Origin of the sequence: Aquisalimonas asiatica (genome assembly GCF_900110585.1) — a bacterium.
Lineage (GTDB): Bacteria > Pseudomonadota > Gammaproteobacteria > Nitrococcales > Aquisalimonadaceae > Aquisalimonas > Aquisalimonas asiatica.
Window position 1 is genome coordinate 82986 of sequence record NZ_FOEG01000010.1, and the last position, 18742, is coordinate 101727.

The following is an 18742-nucleotide window of genomic DNA, read 5'->3' on the forward strand; positions in this document are numbered from 1 at the left end:
GACCGCCAACGATGCTCCCGTAGGGTGGACCTTCAGGTCCACCAAACACTGTGAGCCAAAGATAAACGGGCGCCCATTGGGCGCCCGTCTGTTCTAGCGACTGTGTGTGGTCGCTTATTTCTGGCCGGTGGAGACGAACTCCGGATAGGCCTCCATGCCGCACTCGACCACGTCGAGGCCGGTTTCCTCTTCTTCCTCGCTGGCGCGAATGCCCATGGTCACCTTCAGAAGCAGCCAGACCGCGGCACTGGCGATGAACACGAAGCCGAAGATGGAGATCAGGCCGATGAGCTGGTTGACCAGGGTCGCCTCCGACACCGACAGGAGCACTGCCAGCACACCCCAGATACCGCAGGTGCCGTGCACGGAGATGGCACCCACCGGATCATCGATCTTGAGCTTGTCCAGACCGATGATGGAGAACACCACGATCACGCCGCCGATGGCGCCGATGACCACGGCCAGCAGCGGAGCCGGGGAGTCCGGTGCGGCGGTGATGGACACCAGGCCACCCAGGGCACCGTTAAGCACCATGGTGAGGTCGGCCTTGCCGAACAGGATCTTGGAGGTGATCAGCGCCGCCACCACGCCGGCCGCAGCGGCGAAGTTGGTGTTCATGAACACCGTGGCCACGGCGTTGGCCGAGCCTTCGGACGCCACCGCCAGCTCCGAGCCGCCGTTGAAGCCGAACCAGCCCATCCACAGGATGAACGTACCCAGCGTCGCCAGCGGCAGGTTGCCACCCGGAATCGCCCGGATCTTGCCGTCCTTGGTGTACTTGCCCTTGCGCGCACCCAGGATCAGCACGCCCGCCAGCGCCGCGGTGGCACCGGCCATGTGGACGATGGCCGAGCCGGCGTAGTCGACGTAGCCGAGCTGGTACAGCCAGCCGCCGCCCCAGGTCCACAGGCCCTGGATGGGATAGATGAAGCCGGTCATGACCACCGCGAACAGCAGGAACGCCCCGAGCTTCATGCGCTCGGCCACGGCCCCGGAGACGATGGACATGGCAGTCGCCACGAACACCACCTGGAAGAAGAAATCCGAGTAGTAAGCGAATTCGTTCTCGGTGGTGTGCGGTTCACTGCTCGGGAGGAAGAAGCTCAGCGAGGGGAAAATACCGCCGTCGCTCTCGTACATGAGATTCCAGCCCACCAACAGATACATCATGACCGCGACGGAGTAGAGCGTCACGTTCTTGGTCAGAATCTCCACGGTGTTCTTGGAGCGCACCAGACCGGCCTCGAGCATCGAGAAGCCGGCCGCCATCCACATCACAAGCACGCCGGAGAGCAGAAAGTAGAACGTATCCAGCGCATACGCGAGTTCAGTAACTTCCATCGTTATTTTCCTCTTGGTTGCACGAGCCGCCGGTTACAGCGCGTCCTTGTCGGTCTCGCCGGTACGGATCCGGATCGCCTTCTCCAGTTCGAAGACGAAGATCTTGCCGTCGCCGATCTTTCCGGTGTTCGCGGCCTTGGAGATGGCCTCGATGGTGCGATCGGTGAGGTCGTCCTGGACTGCCGCCTCGATTTTCACCTTGGGGAGAAAATCGACGACGTACTCGGCGCCGCGGTACAGCTCCGTGTGTCCTTTCTGCCTCCCGAAACCTTTCACTTCGGTGACGGTAATGCCCTGCACGCCGATCTCGGACAGTGCTTCGCGCACGTCGTCCAGCTTGAACGGCTTGATGATTGCGGTAACGAGTTTCATTCCCGGCTACTCCCTGAAAACCGGCCCGGATTCTCCGGGCCCTGGAACGGTTGCCCCCGAGCAGGAGGGCCTCCCTGCAGGTCGGCGCTGTGACTCAGCCCGCCCGCATCAGACTCGGAAGGGGTTCAGCATTTCTCGTGCCACTTGTTGTTTCTGCCGGTAATTCATGTTGTTATTGCCTTCAGAGCACTGATTCTCGCGGCAACGCACCAAGAGCGCGCCCCATTACGGTGCGCCTTGCCCCGAAACAGTGCGCACACAGGCCCGTGACCATCAGGAGTGCACGATGCTCGACCCGAAATCGCTCGATGAGATGGCGCGCAAGTTCGCCGCCAACCTGCCTCCCGGCCTGAGGGAGTTCCAGCAGGAGATGGAGCGGAACTTCCGGACCACCATGCAGAGCACCTTCAATCGCCTGGATCTGGTCACGCGCGAGGAATTCGACGCCCAGTCCAAGGTGCTGGCACGCACGCGCGCCCAGCTGGAGGCACTGGAGGAGCGGGTGGCGGCGCTGGAAGGCCGCGCCGGCAACCACGAACAGACCAGCGACAGCTGACCCAACGCCGCGCCCCGGGGCGCGGCCCTCCCAGGGACGGGACACATGACACTTGCAGTGGTATACGGCCGCGCAGGCCTTGGCGTGGATGCACCGTTGGTGGATATTGAAGTCCACCTTGCCAACGGCCTGCCGTCGGTCTCCATCGTCGGGCTGCCCGAGACCGCGGTGAAAGAGAGCCGGGATCGCGTACGCAGCGCCATTCTCAACAGCGGGTTCGAATTCCCGACCCGGCGCATCACCATCAATCTGGCGCCGGCGGACCTGCCCAAGGAGGGCGGCCGCTTCGACCTGCCCATCGCCATCGGCATACTCGCCGCATCCGGACAGATCCCCCGGGACCGGATGGCGCAGTGGGAATTCGCCGGCGAGCTGGCACTGACGGGCACGCTGCGGCCCGTGCGCGGGTGCCTGCCCGTGGCGGTGCAGGCCCGGCGGGCGGGGCGCGCGCTGGCCGTGCCGGCGGACAACGCGCCGGAGGCCGCGCTGGTCCACCCCGACGCCACCTACGGCGCTGCCCACCTGCTGGATATCACCGGGCACATTGCGGGCACGGCACTGCTCGAGCCTGCACGGGCCGAGGTGCCGGCAGCCGCAGGCGATGCGTCCCCCGATCTGGCCGACGTGCGCGGACAATCCGGCGCCCGACGGGCGCTGGAGATCGCGGCCGCCGGCGGCCACTCCATCCTGCTGAGCGGCCCTCCGGGCACGGGTAAAAGCATGCTCGCCGCGCGCATGCCGGGGATACTGCCGCCCATGACCGACGACGAGTGCCTGGAGACCGCGGCCGTGCTTTCGCTCACGCGCGCGGGCTTTGCCCCGACCGACTGGGGCCGACGGCCGTTCCGGTCACCCCACCACTCCGCCTCCCATACGGCACTGGCGGGAGGCGGCTCCCGTCCGCGTCCGGGGGAGATCTCGCTGGCTCACAATGGCGTGCTGTTTCTGGATGAGCTGCCGGAATTCGGGCGCCACGCGCTGGAGGTGCTGCGGGAGCCGCTGGAGAACGGCCGCGTCAGCATCTCCCGGGCCGCCGCCCAGGTGGAGTACCCGGCCCGTTTCCAGCTGGTCACGGCCATGAACCCCTGCCCTTGCGGCTATCTGGGCGATCCGGTACACGCCTGCCAATGCACACCGGATCAGGTGGCGCGCTACCGGGGTCGCATTTCCGGGCCGCTACTGGATCGCATTGACATGCAGATCAGCGTACCGCGGCTGCGCCCGGCGGAACTGCAACAGGCGGAGCCGGGGGAGCCGTCAGCCGCCGTGCGGGAGCGGGTCTGGGCGGCGCGGGCATTCCGGGTCGCGCAAAGCGGCGCCGCCAGCGCGGCGCTGGGGCCGGATGCCATCGACGCGGCCTGCGCCATCGGCAAGACTGAAGCACAATTCCTCACCAATGCCATGGAGCGGCTGGGGCTGTCGGCGCGGGCGTACCACCGGTTATTGCGCGTCGCCCGTACCATCGCCGACCTGGCGGGCGCCGAGCGTGTCACCGTGCAGCATCTGGGCGAGGCACTGGGTTATCGCCGGCTGACCGCCGACGACGAGCCGTCCCGCATTCGCGCATGAGCGGGCTAGACGGTGAGGTGCTCCTGGATCAGGTCGTCGCCCAGCTCGTCCATCTCGCCCGACGCCACGACGCTGCCGTTGTTCATGATGTCGAACCGGTCGGCGGTGGCACGGGCGAAGGGAAGCTTCTGCTCCACCAGCAGAATGGTGATGCCGCGCTCCCGGTTCAGCAGCCGGATCACGTCGCTGATCTCCTTGACGATGTTGGGCTGGATGCCCTCGATCGGCTCGTCCAGTAGCAGGATCTCCGGCTGCAGCACCAGCGCCCGGCCAATGGCCAGCTGTTGCTGCTGCCCACCGGACAGGTCCCCGCCACGACGCCGCGCCATGTCCTTGAGCACGGGGAACAGATCGTAGATGTCGTCAGGGATTGCCTTGGAGCGCTTGCTTGCCAGGGGCACCCGCAGGTTCTCCTCCACCGAGAGCTGGGGGAAGATCTCGCGCCCCTGGGGCACGTAGCCGAGCCCGAGCCGGGCGCGCTCGTACGGCTTCCTGCCACTGATGTCCTCGCCATGGAACAGCACCCGGCCGCCCTTGATGGGCACCAGCCCCATGATGCACTTCAGCAGCGTGGTCTTGCCCATGCCGTTGCGGCCCATGAGGCAGTTGGCACGGCCGGCCTGCACGTCGAGATCGATGTCCCGCAGGATGTGGCTGCCGCCGTAGTACTGATTCAGGCCTTCGATGCGGAGCATCTCGGTTCTCCCGTCTTGTGTCTTCCCGTGGGAACGTCGCGGCTTGCGCCGCTCCTACGGGTGGTCTGTCTGGCTCTATCGCGGCTCGCGCCGCTCCTACGGCATCACGGCGCTGTCTGTAGGAGCGGTGCAAGCCGCGACCATGGCAGGCATGTCCGTCTATTCCTCTTCCCCGAGGTACACCTCGCGAACCCGCGGGTCGTTCTGCACCTGGTCCATGCTGCCCTCGGCGAGCACGCTGCCCTGGTGCAGCACGGTGACTTCCCGGGCGATGGAGCGCACGAAGTCCATGTCGTGCTCCACCACCACCACGGAGTGCTTGCCGGCGAGGCTGGTAAGCAGCTCGGCGGTGGCTTCGGTCTCCTGGCCGGACATGCCCGCCACGGGCTCATCCACCAGCAGCAGCCGCGGGTTCTGCATGAGCAGCGACCCGATCTCCAGCCACTGTTTCTGGCCATGGGAGAGCAGCCCCGCCTCGGTATCGCGCCGTGCGGTCAGGCCGATCAGCTCCAGGATCTCGCCGATGCGGTCCTGCTGCTCGCCGCTGAGCCGCCAGGTAAGGCTGGTCATGATGCCGCGGTCGGCGTGCATGGCCAGCTCCAGATTCTCGAACACGGTGTGGTTCTCGTACACCGTCGGTTTCTGGAACTTGCGGCCGATGCCGCGCTGGGCGACCTCGTGCTCCTTCAGGCGCAGCAGATCCATGTTGCTGCCGAACCAGGCGGAGCCCTCGTCCGGCCGGGTCTTGCCGGTGATCACGTCCATCAGCGTGGTCTTGCCGGCGCCGTTGGGGCCGATGATGCAGCGAAGCTCACCGTCGCCGATGTAGAGCGTGAGGTCGTCCAGGGCTCTGAAGCCGTCGAACGACTTGGTGATGCCTTCAAGGTAGAGGGCCACGCCGTGGCTCATGTCCACGGTATCGTTGCGCGCCGACCGGTTGACCAGGTCGAAGACCTGATCGCGCCGCATCAGTTCGCGGAAATCGTCCAGTGATCGACTCAGGGCGTTCATGCCTCACCTCCCCTGCGCCGGCGCAGCATGCCGAGAATCCCGACCACCCCCTTGGGCAGGAACAGGGTCACGCCGATGAACATGGCGCCGAGAATGTACAGCCACAGATCCGGGTAGGCGCTGGTGGCCCAGGTCTTGACCACGTTGACGATGCCGGCGCCGGCGATGGCGCCCACCAGCGTGCCGCGCCCGCCCAGGGCCACCCAGATGGCCATCTCGATGGACGCCGGCGGCGCCATCTCCGACGGGTTGATCACCCCGGTCTGCGGCACGTACAGCGCGCCGGCCACCCCGCACAGCACCGCCGAGACCACCCACACGAACAGCTTGTAGCGCAGCGGATCGTAGCCGGTGAAACGCAGCCGGGTCTCGGCGTCACGAATGGCCGTCATCACGCGGCCGAGCTTCGAGGTCACGATCCAGCGGCACAGCAGGTAGGCGGCAATGAGCGTGGCGGCACTCACCCAGAACAGCCCCAGGCGTGACCCGGGCGTGCCCAGCTCGAAGCCCAGCAGGGTGTCGAAGTTGGTCAGGCCCGTGTCGCCGCCGAAGCCCGTCTCCGTGCGGAAGAACAGGTGCATGCCACCGAAGGTGAGCGCCTGGGTGATGATGGCGAAGTACACGCCCCGAACCCGCGAGCGGAAGGCGAGAAAGCCGAAGATGAAGGCCAGGATGCCGGGCACCAGGCCGATCATCACCAGGGTGAACAGGAACGAGTCGAAGCCCGCCCAGTACCAGGGCCAGTCACTGTAATCCAGCCACTGCAGGAAGTTGGGCAGGCGCCCGTCATCGTAGGCCACACGGGTGAGATGTGCGCCCATGACGTAGCCGCCCATGGCGAAGAACACCCCGTGGCCGAGCGAGAGAATCCCCGTGTAGCCCCAGATCAGGTCGAGCGCCAGAGCCACCAGCGCCAGGCACAGGAAGCGGCCGGCCAGGGTGACCATCCAGCCCGGCATGTGCAGGGGATGGTCCGGGGGCACCACCAGGTTCAGCACCGGCACCACCACCAGTGCCAGCACGGCGAGGGCGACCAGGATCAACCAGGCCGTACGCGTGTGCAGTCGGCCGACGCGGGACAGCGCAGTTTGCGGCTGCATGATCGGTCTCCTTAATCGTCAGCAGACCGCCCCTTGAGGGCAAAAATGCCCTGGGGACGCCACTGGATGAACAGAATGATGGCCGCGAACACCAGGATGGTCGCCAGGACCGCTCCCGTTGCGGGCTCGAGGAACTTGGTGGTCACACCGATGCCAAGCGCACTGAACACGGGGCCGAGCAGGTTGCCCACGCCGCCGAGCACCACGACCATGAAGGAGTCGACGATGTAGTTCTGGCCCATCTCCGGGCCGACGTTGACGATCTGTGACAGCGCCACGCCGCCGAGACCGGCCACGCCGGCGCCCACGGCGAAGGTCCACATGTCCACGCGCTTGGCGGGCACGCCCAGGGCGGCGGCCATGTCCCGGTTCTGCATGACGGCACGCACTTCGAGACCGAGGCGGGTCCGGTTCATGAGGAACCACACCAGGGCCACCACGAAGATGGCGAACAGGATCACACCCACGCGGCTGGTGGAGAGGGTCACGCCCTGCATGATCTGCACGCTGCCGGAGAACCACGGCGGGCTCGCCACGGCCACGTTCTGCGCGCCGAACATCCAGCGCACCGTCTGGATGAGAATCAGGCTGATGCCCCAGGTGGCCAGCAGGGTCTCCAGCGGCCGGTTGTAGAGAAACCGGATCACGCCACGCTCCATGAGAATGCCCACGCCCGCCGTGACCACGAATGCCAGGGGCACTGCGGCAATCAGGTAGTACTGGAACCATTGCGGCGCGAAGAGGGCGAAGAAGGTCTGGGTCATGAAGGTGGTGTAGGCGCCCACCATGAGCAGTTCGCCGTGGGCCATGTTGATCACGCCCATGAGCCCGAAGACGATGGCAAGGCCCATGGCGGCAAGCAGCAGCACGCTGCCCATGGACATGCCGTAGACGAAATCCGAGGCGAAACCGGCGAAGCGGGCACGGCGATCGATCGCCTCCACCCCGGCGGCCGCGGCTTCGCGGATTTCGGCAACGGGCTCCAGGTAGTTGCCGTCGTCGTCCATGCGAGTCAGCGCCTCCAGGTCGGAGCGCAGCCGGTTCGCCCGGACCTCGGCGATGATCTGCACTGCTTCCAGCCGGCGCGCGTCGTCGTCACTGTCGAGGTCGAGCTGGGCCAGGGCGATGTTCAGCAGGCGCTCGGTCTCGGCGCTCGTCTCGCGCTCCAGGGCCTCGGTAATCGCCTCCCGCATCTCGGGCCGGGGGCGCTCCGCCAGCTCATCGGCTGCGGCGAGTCGGGCCTGGGGATCGTCGGAGAAGATCTGCAGGGCGCCGATGGTGGGCCGCAGGGTACGCCGGACCACGTTGGTCAGCCGTGGCTGTGCGAGATCGCCCGTGCTGAGGTCGGCTCGCTCACGGCCGGTGGCCATCTCGCGCAGCGAGCCGTCCTGTGGATCCTCGATGATCAGGGTGCCGTCCTCGGTGTAGTACAGGCGGCGATCCTGCAGGGCGAACAGGGTTGGCAGGGCATCGGCATCCTGCAGTCCGGCGATGTCTTCCATGGCTGCCTGCAGCTCGCGCCGGTCCGCCGTGGCCAGGCGGCTGAGCACCTCGGCGGTCTCCGGCGCCAGGTCCCGCTCCTCGACGGCCGCCAGTTCGTCCTCAACGGCCTCGTCGTCGTCCTGGTCCAGCGCCTCGATGCGCTCTTCCGCCTGCTCCATGGCGCTGTCCGCCATGGCGCCCGCGACAGGCAGCGCCAGCAGGACCAGAAGCAGCAGTGACCAGCGGTGCGTCCACGCGGTCTTGCACATGACACGATCTCCTCGGAGCCGCCCGGTGAACGGCTAGTGTCCGTGTTCTGGTGTTTGGGGATCGCGGGGACGTCCGCCCCGCGGATGTTCGCGGTGGCGCGCACGCTCCTTGTGCGCGCCCGCGGTTCTTGCCGAGTCCGTCAGAAACCGAGGTCGTAGGTGGGTTCCTCGCAGTCACCGCAGACCCACGGGTACCGCCAGTTGGCGTGGCGGTTCTCGTTGCCCTCCACGTACTCGCTCCAGGGCTCGGCGCGGACCACATCATCCGTCTCCCAGACGGGATAGAACTGGCCGTCCGGCTCGATCTCGCCGATGATCACCGGCTTGTGCAGGTGGTGGTTCTCCTCATCCATGCACACCTCGAAACCGGACGGGGAATCCACGCACTGGCCATAGACGGCCTGGCGCACGGCGTCCACATCGGTGGTACCGGCCTGCAGCACGGCCTGGGCCCACATGCGGATACCCATGTGGGTGGCTTCCATGGGGTCGTTGGTGACCCGGTCGGAACCGCCCGAGAGGTCGTTCTCCTCCACGTACTCGAACCAGCGCTCCGTGAACTGCTCGTTCTCCGGCGTATCGATGGACATGAAGTAGTTCCAGGCCGCAAGGTGGCCGGCCAGCAGGTCGGTGTCCATGCCACGCAGCTCTTCCTCGCCCACGGACGTGGCCAGGACCGGCACGTCGATGGGGTCGATGCCCTGGTTGGCCAGCTCCTGGTAGAACGCCACGTTGGCATCACCGTTGACGGTGTTGATCACGGCGGTGGGGCCGCCGTCGGCGAAGTTGCCGATATCGTCGACGATGGTCTGGAAGTCGTCGTGACCGAAGGGGGTGTAGACCTCCTCGATGTCCTCGTCACCAATGCCGTGGGCATTCAGGTAGGCGCGCACGATACGGTTGGTGGTGCGCGGGAAGACATAGTCCGTGCCCAGCAGGTAGAAGCGCTCGGCGCCACCACCCTCTTCGCTCATGAGGTACTCAACGGCGGGCAGGGTCTGCTGGTTGGGCGCGGCGCCCGTGTAGAAGATGTTGCGGGAGGACTCCTCGCCCTCGTACTGCACCGGGTAGAACATCAGCCCGTTGAGCTCTTCCAGCACCGGCAGCACCGCCTCGCGGGAGACCGACGTCCACGAGCCGAAGATCACGTCCACCTCTTCGCGCTCGATCATCTCGCGCGCCTGCTCGGCATAGGTGGGCCAGTCGGAGCCCGGGTCCATGACCACCGGCTCCAGCTCACGGCCCAGCAGGCCGCCCTGCTCGTTGATGTCCTCGATGGTCATGAGCGCCACGTCGCGCAGGGACGTCTCACTGATGGCCATGGTGCCGGAGAGGGAGTGAAGAATGCCCACCTTGATGGGATCATCGGCCTGGGCGTTGCCCGTCGCCAGCAGACCCAGGGCCATGGCGCTGCCCGCGGTGGCGCGGAAGAGCGCGGTTTTCGGTAGAGTCGACTGCATGAGTTGCCTCCGTGGTTCTGTTGTTCGGCCCGGCTTGCACCGGACCGGGGCGTTGACTCCGCGGCGCCGGGCCCTCGGGCCTGGCACTGCATCCATACGGAGCAAGCCGCATGCCAGGGTTAAAACCCGTTCAAAAACAATATGTTTTAAACTCGCCTCAAGAACGCTGCACCGTCATGATGCGTGGATTCGCACCGTGAAAGCGCATGCGCACAATGTCAGTGCATCGATTGCGCTGGTCGAGGGACGTGTGAGGCGCAGAGCGAGCTCAGGGCGGACCTTCAGGTCCGCCACGGGTCTCGTTACCAGCCTTTCAAGCAGGAAAGCCGACGGGGACAGGTGGACCTGAAGGTCCACCCTACGGTGAGGCCACGATCAAGCGGTGTCGCGGCTGCGGAGCATGCCTTCGCGGACGATGAAATCGACGACCTCGTCGAGGCCCTGACCAGTCTTGAGATTGGTGAACAGGAACGGGCGCTCACCGCGCATGCGCTTGCTGTCCCGGTCCATCACCTCCAGCGAGGCACCGACGCCCTCGGCCAGGTCAATCTTGTTGATCACCAGCAGGTCCGAGCGGGTGACACCGGGGCCGCCCTTGCGCGGAATCTTGTCGCCAGCGCAGACGTCGATGACGTAGATGGTGAGGTCCGACAGCTCCGGGCTGAAGGTGGCCGAGAGATTGTCACCACCGCTCTCCACGAACACCACGTCCAGCCCCGGGAAGCGGGCGTTGAGGTCCGCCACGGCGGAGAGGTTCATGGACGCGTCCTCGCGGATGGCGGTGTGCGGGCAGCCACCGGTTTCCACGCCAATGATGCGCTCGGCCTCCAGTGCGTTGCGGCGAGTGAGAAACTCGGCGTCCTCGCGGGTATAGATATCGTTGGTCACAACGGCGATGTTGTAGTGGTCGCGCATGGCGTGGCAGAGCGACTCCAGCAGCGCGGTCTTGCCGGAGCCGACGGGACCGCCGATGCCGACGCGCAGGGCCTGATCGGTTGTGGACATGGTGTGTTCCTCCGTTTGAACTGTCTGTCGGTCGCGGCTCGCGCCGCTCCTGCATGGCCATTGTTCCGGCACCACGACGGCAGCGCAGGGTGGACCTTCAGGTCCACCGTCACCCGGCACGCACCCTGCGGTGGTCTGCCATGGCCCAATTGGTGGACCTGAAGGTCCACCCTGCGGGGTCCTAGCTTCGGAACAGCCGCGAGTACTGCGTCTCGTGCAGGCTGCTGGCGATGGCGACGCCCGGGGCCGTGCCACCGATGTCGTGATCATCCAGGTGCAGACCCGCGGCCGCCGCGTCACCGATGGGGGCGGCCAGCTCCAGCAGCAGCCGCTGCCCCGCCGTCTGCCCCAGGGGCACCAGCTTGATGGCGGCGGCCACCTGGTTCTCGCACCAGGCCCACAGATAGGCCTCGGCCCCTTCGGCCAGCGGAATCTCCCACCGCACCAGGGCGAGCGCATAGAGCGCCGCCCAGCTGGTCTCCGGCGCGCGCGTCCAGGGTTCCGCCTCGGGGATGTCCAGCGCGTTGAGCAGCCGGGCCAATGCACGCCCCATGTGCTGATCCTCGCCGACCAGCTCCGACGTCTCCCGGCTGGCGCGCAGCCAATGGCTGTACCGCACCACCGCGGCCCGATCATCCCGTCGCCAGGCGTCGTACAACCGTGCCAGCAACGGGATGTCCACGCGCCCCAGGGTGTGCCGGAGCTGGCCCTGCAGCCAGTCGGCGACCCCGTCGGCGTCGCCGACCCAGCCGGCCTCGATGGCGTACTCCAGGCCGCCGGAGTAGCTGTAGGCGCCCACGGGCAGGGTCGGGCTCATGAGCTGCCAAAGCCGCCGTCGGGCCAGGCCGGGATCAGTGCTCGTGGTCATGCCCGTGTCCATGCCCGTGACCGCCGCCATACGCCCCGGCTTCAGGCTCGAACGGCGCCTGCTCGGCCGCCGGGCTTACGCCCAATCCGTGCACCATCTCGTCGAGCACGTGGTCATGGCGGTACCGGCAGAACCCATGGCCGATCTGCAGTGGCACATGGCGGTTGCCCAGGTGATAGCACACCCGCGCGAGCAGCGTGGGGTCGGCACAGCGGACCGTGGACACCGACTCATCGGCAGCCTCCACCCGCACCACGCGACCATCTTCGGTGCGCAGACAGTCGCCGTCGCGCAGGATCTGACCGCGCTCGAGGAACACGCCCACTTCCGTCCCGTCATCCAGCGCCGCGCGAAAGCGGCTCTTCTGCCGGATGTCGAACGGCAGCCTCAATACGCCGTCACTGGCTGACGCGGTCACGCGTTCAATCAGTTGCAACATGCCATGCTCCTCAGAACAGGAAGTACCGCTGCGCCATGGGCAGCTCGGCCATGGGCTCGCAGGTGAGCAGTTCGCCGTCGGCACGCACCTCGTAGGTCTCCGGGTCCACCTCCATGTGCGGCTGCCAGTTGTTCAGCACCAGATCCCGCTTCTGCACACTGCGGCAGCCCTGAACGGCCACCAGCCGCCGCTGCAGTCCCAACCGCTCGCCGATACCGGCATCCAGCGCCGCCTGCGAGACGAAACTCACGGACGTGCCCGTCATGGCGCGGCCGTAGCTACCAAACATGGGGCGGTAGTGCACCGGCTGCGGTGTGGGGATGGACGCATTGGGATCGCCCATGGGCGCCGCGGCGATGAAACCACCCTTGAGAATGAGCGCCGGCTTGACGCCGAAGAAGGCCGGGTCCCAGAGCACGATGTCCGCCAGCTTGCCTGGCTCAAGCGACCCCACCTCGTGGGCGATGCCGTGGGTCAGCGCGGGGTTGATGGTGTACTTGGCGATGTAGCGCCGGGCGCGGTAGTTGTCATCGCGGGCACTGTCCTGCGTCAGGGCACCGCGCTGCACTTTCATCTTGTGCGCCGTCTGCCAGGTGCGGATGACCACCTCGCCGACCCGGCCCATGGCCTGGGAGTCCGAAGAGATGACGGAGAACGCACCAAGATCGTGCAGGATGTCCTCGGCGGCGATGGTCTCGCGCCGGATGCGGCTCTCGGCGAAGGCCACGTCCTCGGGAATGCGCGGGTCCAGGTGGTGGCACACCATGAGCATGTCCAGGTGCTCGTCGATGGTGTTAGTGGTGAACGGCCGTGTCGGATTGGTGCTCGACGGCAGCACGTTGGGCAGGCCGCAGACCTTGATGATGTCTGGCGCGTGGCCGCCACCGGCGCCCTCGGTGTGGTAGGTGTGGATGGTGCGGTCCTTGAACGCCGCCACCGTGTCCTCCACGAAGCCGGACTCGTTCAGGGTGTCAGTGTGGATGCACACCTGCACGTCATGGTGATCCGCCACGGACAGCGCGCAGTCGATGGACGCCGGGGTGGTGCCCCAGTCCTCGTGCAGCTTGAGCCCCAGGGCACCCGCCTCGATCTGCTCGTTGAGCGCATCCGGCAGACTGCCGTTGCCCTTGCCGAGAAAGCCCAGGTTCATGGGGAATGCCTCGGCGGCCTCCAGCATGCGGTGGATGTTCCACGGCCCGGGCGTGCAGGTGGTGGCATTGGTACCGGTGGCCGGCCCGGTGCCGCCGCCGATCATGGTGGTCACGCCCGAGGTCAGCGCCTCCTCGATCTGCTGCGGGCAGACGAAGTGGATGTGGGCATCGATCCCGCCGGCGGTGACGATCTTGCCCTCGGCGGCGATCACCTCCGTGCCGGGGCCGATGATGATGTCCACCCCGGGCTGGGTATCGGGGTTGCCGGCCTTGCCGATGGCCTGGATACGCCCGTCCTTGATACCGATGTCCGCCTTGACCACACCCCAGTGGTCCAGGATCAGGGCGTTGGTGATAACCGTGTCCACCACGTCGCGGCCGGTGCGCTGGCTCTGGCCCATGCCATCGCGGATGACCTTGCCACCGCCGAACTTCACCTCGTCGCCGTAGACGGTGTGGTCGCGCTCGACACGGATCAGCAGCTCGGTGTCACCCAGGCGCACGCGGTCGCCGGTGGTGGGGCCGAACATGTCGGCATAGGCGGTACGGGAGATGGTATTGCTCATGCCTTGTCCTCCTTCAACGGCCCCATGACCCGACCCTTGAACCCGTAGACGATCTGATCACCCGCATAGCGCACGAGCTGCACGGTGCGCGCCTGACCGGGCTCGAAACGCACCGCCGTGCCGGCAGGGATGTCCAGACGAAACCCCCGTGCGGCGTCCCGGTCGAAGGTGAGCGCGTCGTTCACCTCGAAGAAGTGATAGTGGGAGCCCACCTGCACGGGCCGGTCGCCGGTGTTGGTCACCGTTACCGACGCGGTGTCGCGCCCTTCGTTCAGGGTGATGTCGCCGTCGGCGGTGAGAATCTCTCCAGGAATCATGGCGCGCTCCTCAACGGATGGGTTCGTGGACGGTGACCAGCTTCACCCCGTCCGGAAAGGTGGCTTCCACCTGGACCTCGGGGATCATCTCGGCGACGCCATCCATGACATCCTCGCGGGTGAGCACCTCGCCGCCGAGGCTCATGAGCTCGGCAACGGTCTTCCCCTCGCGCGCGCCCTCCATAATGGCCGCGGAGATCATCGCCTTGGCCTCCGGGTAGTTCAGTTTCAGCCCCTTGGCCTGACGCCGCTCCGCCAGCAGCGCGGCGGTGAACAGCAGCAGCTTGTCTTTCTCGCGGGGTGTGAGTTCCATCAGACGCCTCCAGAGCGTTGTTCAGGTCTTCCAGATGCGGGGCGTGCTGGGCGCGCGCGCAAGAACCGGCTCCCGCACGGCCTGCCACGCATCCTCCAGCACGGCCCGCGCGGTTTCGGCACCATCGGCAAGGCACCGCAACAGCAACAGGTCGCCGATCCGGGATACACCGATCCGCATGGCGTGACCCGCGAGGGCGCCGCGCAAGGTCTCCTCAAGCCCGTCGGCCGCCGGTGTCACCACCATCGAGACGACCGTCGTATAGCCGCCCAGACCCCACGGGCGCGTGAGCAGCGCGTCACCGGACACGAGGTTCAGGCGCTCGTGCAGCAGCACCTGGCCGTCGCGCTCGACCACCAGATCCTGCGCGCAGCGCGCAGCATCGAAGGCATCGCCGCTGCCCGGACGGCCCAGGCAGAGGATGTCCCAGGCACACAGCCGGCTTTCGCTGGCCAGCTGGAAACGGTTGGTGAGCACGGTGTCGGACCGGCCGTGGAGAATGGTCTCCATGGGCAGGAACTCCAGGGCACCGTCGCCCTCGACCCGGAACACCTGTTCCTGGTGCGCCACGGGGCCGGCCGTGCGGTAGAACTTGGCCGCAGCAGGCGTGGTCAGCAGCGCGTGAGCGCCGGGGGCGACGTCGACGTCCAGCCGCAGCTGGTCGCCGCCGACCACGCCACCGGGCGGGTGGATCAGGTAGGCGTGGCACACCGGCCCCTCGGGGTGAAACGTCCGCTGCACCAGTAGAGGCCCTTCGTGACGGCGGTCCGTGAGAACGGTGCGATCACCGCGCTGGGCGAACCGGAGCGCCAGCCTCCCCAGCCAGCCGTCCACGGGAGCACTCGCCCCGCGGCGGGGAACCGCTGCCGACAGCGCCACCATGGCTCAAACCACAATCAGCAGATAGATGCCGGACGCCATCAGGACCCCGCCACCCAGGCGTTCCACCGGCCGCACCTGACGCAGGCGCTCGGCAACCACGGCAACACCCGCCCCGACGGCGAGCAGCAGCGCGGAGGCCAGGGTGAAACCGGACGCGAACAGTGCGGCCGACAAGCCAGCCGCCATCTCGGCACCGTGTGCATGTCCGTGAAACAGGGCGAACACCCCCGCGATGGTGGCAGCTGCTGCCATGGGCAACCGCCGGGCACCGAAGATCAGGGCCCCCGTCACCAGCAGCGAACCAATAATGCCGAACTCGACCAGCACCTGGGGCCCCTGGGCCGTGCCCACGGCGAAGCCCAGCAGAACCGCGCCCAGGAACGCGGCGATCACGCCAAGTACCGCACGCAGGTTGTACTGCCGGGCCGCCCAGAAGCCGATACCGGCCATGGCCAGCACGTGATCCAGACCAAGCAGCGGATGCGCGAAGCCCGCACCGAACCCCCCGTGCCCATGCCCCGGGTGCGCCAGCGCAAGAGCGGGAACGAGCAACAGAACGGAGCCCAACAGGTAACGCATGACACAAGCCTCCTTGACGGCGTTCAGGTCAGCCCGGGGCAGTGTCGAACGCCCCGGCGCGAATCGTTTGCCCGACGCTGGTGCACAGCCTGTGCCAGAAAAGAAAGAGTATTATTTTCAGATAACTAGAGCGGCGAGGGCGATAGCGACACAACTGAGGGCGCACTTTATTGGTGCATATTGAGAGACCGGCGCACAAAAAAGGGGCGGGCCGGATGCCCGCCCCTGGCGCAGGCTAGAAGTCGGTGGCGACGGTGAACGCCCAACGGTCACGGTTGCCCGAGATGTCGTTATCCCCGTACATCACGCTGAAATCGAGACCGGCATACTCCACCCCGGCACCAATGTGCCAGTAGACAAGGTCATCCGTGTCGCTGTCGTCGTAATCGACATAGCCCAGGTCCGTAAACACGTACGTGCTCTGCGGCAGCGCGTAGGCAAGGTTCAGCTCGTACTTGAGGTAGTCGCCGTCGGAGGCCTCGTAGATGACGTAGAAATCCGCGGCCAGATCCTGATAGCCGGAGTTCACGCCGCCATAGACTTCAGTGAACTCCGCCGCCCCGCCGGCCGCTGGATAGAAGAAATGCACGACACCCACGTCGATGCCTACGGTGTCGGTGATGTCCGTGGCGAAACCGCCGTAGACGTCGATCTCGATATAAGCGGGGTCCTCATCACCGAACTGGACGCTCGAGTTCCAGTTGCCCAGATAGAGCCCCGATTCGTGCTCCAGGTCGAAGCCGCCCTGAATCGCGGGCCGACCACCGGTCTCGCTGGCACCCTGAAAGATGTAGTCCGACGTGACCGCCAGATTGCCACTCCAGGCAAAACCGGCCCCGAGATCATTGGCGGCGGCACCGCCGGAGGTCACGAGCAGGCCACCGGTGGCCAACGCAGCTAGGGTCTTTTTCATTGGTATCGCCTCTGTTGCGGTTGTTCCCGAATGCCCCCGCCACCCTCCCGGTGGCGCGGATCAAGCGGGCAACTGCAGAAGGCGTGCCACTTTAATAAATAGTGCGACCATTCAAGCCGTTGCATTCAACACAACGGCTCGGCCCGGTGCGATGCGCACCGCGGTGCAGCGGCCGTGTGCCTGCGTCGCCCCGTTTGCGGGCAAAAAAAAGCCGCCCGAAGGGGCGGCCTTGTTCTCGCGCGGTCACGCTGCAGGCGAATCAGTCGTCCACGTCGACGCCGCTCTCCCCGAGCATGTAGACCACCGCGTTGCGAACCTCCTCGTCACTCAGGCTCGAGTCGCCGCCGCGGGCCGGCATGGCGCCAATGCCATTGATGGCGTTGTCAACGAGCTCCTCCAGACCCTTCTCTTCGTAGAGGCTGGCCCAGGCGTCTTCGTCGCCCGTCACGGGCGCATTCATCGCGCCGCTGTCGTGACATGCCATGCAGGCGGTCTCGTTGACCTCGGAGCCGGACATGGCGACTTCTTCCTCGTCGTCGTCATCGTCTTCGGCGTCGTCCACCGCGACGTCGGGAGCGGACTCGCCCGCTTCACGGACGACGCCAACCGTCAGCAGGTTGCGCTCGACACGATCCCGTTCATGGGCGAGCCGTGCCTGCTCGCGGGATTCGTCGAACGTGCTGGCAAACACGGCCAGGATGCCGATGATCACCGCGCTCACCACGAGCAGCGCCATCACCCCGCCGAAGGTTTTCAAGAATGCCTTATCGTCTTGCTCGTCGCTCACGCTCCACACTCCATCGAAATAAGTGCCCGCAACGGGGCCGGGAACCGGGACCGCAGTATATCCGAAAGACCCGACCCGCAAAACCTCGCCGCCCGGGAACGAGCATGGACGTATCCGCCCATAACCGCTATCCTACGCAGCTCAAATCAACGCGCCCGTAGCTCAGTTGGATAGAGCGTCGGCCTCCGAAGCCGAAGGTCGCAGGTTCGAATCCTGCCGGGCGCGCCATCTTCTCCTGAAGCACCCCAAGCTTCGCCGATTGCAACGCATCTTCGCGAGTCGGGATTCGAACCTGCGACATCCAGCCCCGCCAGATTCGCCCGGCCGGCCCGGTGTTCTATACTCCATTGACAATAGAGGCGCTTCAGCGCCTGCCGCAAGGGCTCCGCCGGAGCGTCACCGGGAGTGGGCATCATGGCAACACTGACGCCGGATCACGGGCGCAGCCTGCTCCTGGTGGATGACCATGCCGTCGTCCGCATCGGCTATCGCCGCCTCCTTGAGCAGGCACAGGCCGGCTGGGAGGTGGAGGAGGCCGACAGCGGCGAGGCCGCCTGCCGTCTGTGCGCCGAGCGCACCTATTCCGTAGTGGTTCTGGACCTGGCCCTGCCGGGTATCAGCGGGCTGGAGACCCTGCGGCGCATCCGCGCACGCAATCCGGGCCAGCGTGTGCTGGTGATGAGCATGCACGAACAGCACGCCTTCGTGCGCCAGGCGCTGGAGGCCGGAGCCATGGGATACGTCACCAAGTCCAGCGCACCGGAGACGCTCACGACCGCGCTCGCCCGGGTGCTGGACGGGCACCGGTTTCTGGGGCCTGACCTGGCCGCAGAGCCGAGTGGAGCGCGCCGTGCCGATGCCGGACTCGACACGCTCTCGCCCCGGGAATTCGAGATCTTCCGCATGCTGGCGGCCGGCCGGAGAACGGCCGACATCGCCGCGACGCTGAACATCAGCTACAAGACGGCAGCGAACTGCAGCACCCGGATCCGGGGCAAACTGGCGGTGGGCGCCCCGGCGGACCTCACCCGCCTTGCCATCCGCGCCGGCGTGATGGAGCTTTGAGT

The 18742-nt window shown here is 66.5% G+C and carries 20 protein-coding genes and 1 tRNA gene; 4 read left to right on the forward strand and 17 right to left on the reverse strand.

The window, feature by feature from the left end; genetic code table 11:
• Positions 1–114: 114 nt before the first annotated feature.
• Together BMZ02_RS16170 and glnK are read right to left on the reverse strand one after the other, a co-directional pair.
• Complete coding sequence (locus tag BMZ02_RS16170) at positions 115–1341, reverse strand: ammonium transporter (RefSeq protein WP_091645747.1); 1227 nt, start codon at positions 1339–1341, stop codon at positions 115–117.
• Between the two features lie 33 nt (positions 1342–1374).
• Complete coding sequence (gene glnK, locus BMZ02_RS16175; protein WP_091645749.1) at positions 1375–1713, reverse strand: P-II family nitrogen regulator; 339 nt, start codon at positions 1711–1713, stop codon at positions 1375–1377.
• A 286-nt stretch (positions 1714–1999) separates the two neighbouring features.
• Between glnK and ubiK the strand changes: the two genes are divergently transcribed.
• Positions 2000–2269: a ubiquinone biosynthesis accessory factor UbiK gene (gene ubiK / locus BMZ02_RS16180; RefSeq protein ID WP_091645751.1), complete on the forward strand. Its 270-nt coding sequence runs from the start codon at positions 2000–2002 to the stop codon at positions 2267–2269.
• Positions 2270–2314: 45 nt separating this feature from the next.
• The gene (locus BMZ02_RS16185) at positions 2315–3838 is read left to right on the forward strand and encodes a YifB family Mg chelatase-like AAA ATPase (protein WP_091645753.1); all 1524 of its coding nucleotides are present in this window, start codon (positions 2315–2317) and stop codon (positions 3836–3838) included.
• Positions 3839–3843: 5 nt separating this feature from the next.
• Here the strand turns inward: BMZ02_RS16185 and urtE are convergent, their stop codons facing one another.
• From urtE to BMZ02_RS19440, 15 genes are all read right to left on the reverse strand, one after another.
• Positions 3844–4533: an urea ABC transporter ATP-binding subunit UrtE gene (gene urtE, locus BMZ02_RS16190; RefSeq protein WP_091645755.1), complete on the reverse strand. Its 690-nt coding sequence runs from the start codon at positions 4531–4533 to the stop codon at positions 3844–3846.
• A 159-nt stretch (positions 4534–4692) separates the two neighbouring features.
• On the reverse strand, positions 4693–5544 hold the full coding sequence (urtD, locus tag BMZ02_RS16195; protein ID WP_091645757.1) for an urea ABC transporter ATP-binding protein UrtD: 852 nt from the start codon (positions 5542–5544) through the stop codon (positions 4693–4695).
• The gene (urtC, locus tag BMZ02_RS16200) at positions 5541–6644 is read right to left on the reverse strand and encodes an urea ABC transporter permease subunit UrtC (protein WP_091645759.1); all 1104 of its coding nucleotides are present in this window, start codon (positions 6642–6644) and stop codon (positions 5541–5543) included. Before urtC ends, urtD begins: the two co-directional genes overlap by 4 nt.
• An 11-nt stretch (positions 6645–6655) precedes the next feature.
• A complete protein-coding gene (gene urtB / locus BMZ02_RS16205; protein ID WP_091645761.1) occupies positions 6656–8395 on the reverse strand; it encodes an urea ABC transporter permease subunit UrtB in 1740 nt (579 codons plus the stop codon).
• A gap of 140 nt (positions 8396–8535) precedes the next feature.
• Positions 8536–9855 carry an urea ABC transporter substrate-binding protein gene (gene urtA, locus BMZ02_RS16210; protein WP_091645762.1) on the reverse strand — a complete coding sequence of 440 codons (1320 nt, stop codon included), beginning with the start codon at positions 9853–9855 and terminating at the stop codon, positions 8536–8538.
• Positions 9856–10230: 375 nt separating this feature from the next.
• Positions 10231–11130: an urease accessory protein UreG gene (ureG, locus tag BMZ02_RS16215; protein WP_281244349.1), complete on the reverse strand. Its 900-nt coding sequence runs from the start codon at positions 11128–11130 to the stop codon at positions 10231–10233.
• The gene (locus BMZ02_RS16220; RefSeq protein WP_091645802.1) at positions 11042–11728 is read right to left on the reverse strand and encodes an urease accessory protein UreF; all 687 of its coding nucleotides are present in this window, start codon (positions 11726–11728) and stop codon (positions 11042–11044) included. The genes ureG and BMZ02_RS16220 overlap by 89 nt, the downstream gene beginning before the upstream one ends.
• Complete coding sequence (gene ureE, locus BMZ02_RS16225; RefSeq protein ID WP_091645765.1) at positions 11712–12167, reverse strand: urease accessory protein UreE; 456 nt, start codon at positions 12165–12167, stop codon at positions 11712–11714. The genes BMZ02_RS16220 and ureE overlap by 17 nt, the downstream gene beginning before the upstream one ends.
• Positions 12168–12177: 10 nt before the next feature.
• On the reverse strand, positions 12178–13884 hold the full coding sequence (gene ureC, locus BMZ02_RS16230; protein ID WP_091645767.1) for an urease subunit alpha: 1707 nt from the start codon (positions 13882–13884) through the stop codon (positions 12178–12180).
• Positions 13881–14201 carry an urease subunit beta gene (locus BMZ02_RS16235; RefSeq protein WP_091645768.1) on the reverse strand — a complete coding sequence of 107 codons (321 nt, stop codon included), beginning with the start codon at positions 14199–14201 and terminating at the stop codon, positions 13881–13883. Before BMZ02_RS16235 ends, ureC begins: the two co-directional genes overlap by 4 nt.
• Before the next feature lie 10 nt (positions 14202–14211).
• Positions 14212–14514, reverse strand: coding sequence for an urease subunit gamma (gene ureA / locus BMZ02_RS16240; RefSeq protein WP_091645770.1), 303 nt, complete (start codon positions 14512–14514; stop codon positions 14212–14214).
• Positions 14515–14535: 21 nt separating this feature from the next.
• Entirely contained in the window at positions 14536–15348 is an 813-nt protein-coding gene (locus tag BMZ02_RS16245; protein WP_245754056.1) for an urease accessory protein UreD, read from the reverse strand.
• A 51-nt stretch (positions 15349–15399) separates the two neighbouring features.
• Positions 15400–15975, reverse strand: coding sequence for a HupE/UreJ family protein (locus BMZ02_RS16250; protein WP_091645773.1), 576 nt, complete (start codon positions 15973–15975; stop codon positions 15400–15402).
• 235 nt (positions 15976–16210) lie between these two features.
• A complete protein-coding gene (locus BMZ02_RS16255; RefSeq protein ID WP_091645774.1) occupies positions 16211–16888 on the reverse strand; it encodes a TorF family putative porin in 678 nt (225 codons plus the stop codon).
• Between the two features lie 259 nt (positions 16889–17147).
• Positions 17148–17675, reverse strand: coding sequence for a c-type cytochrome (locus BMZ02_RS19440; RefSeq protein WP_425425093.1), 528 nt, complete (start codon positions 17673–17675; stop codon positions 17148–17150).
• Positions 17676–17826: 151 nt separating this feature from the next.
• Between BMZ02_RS19440 and BMZ02_RS16265 the strand changes: the two genes are divergently transcribed.
• A tRNA-Arg gene (locus tag BMZ02_RS16265) sits at positions 17827–17903 on the forward strand.
• Positions 17904–18089: 186 nt separating this feature from the next.
• Entirely contained in the window at positions 18090–18740 is a 651-nt protein-coding gene (locus BMZ02_RS16270) for a response regulator (RefSeq protein ID WP_091645805.1), read from the forward strand.
• Positions 18741–18742 lie beyond the last annotated feature (2 nt).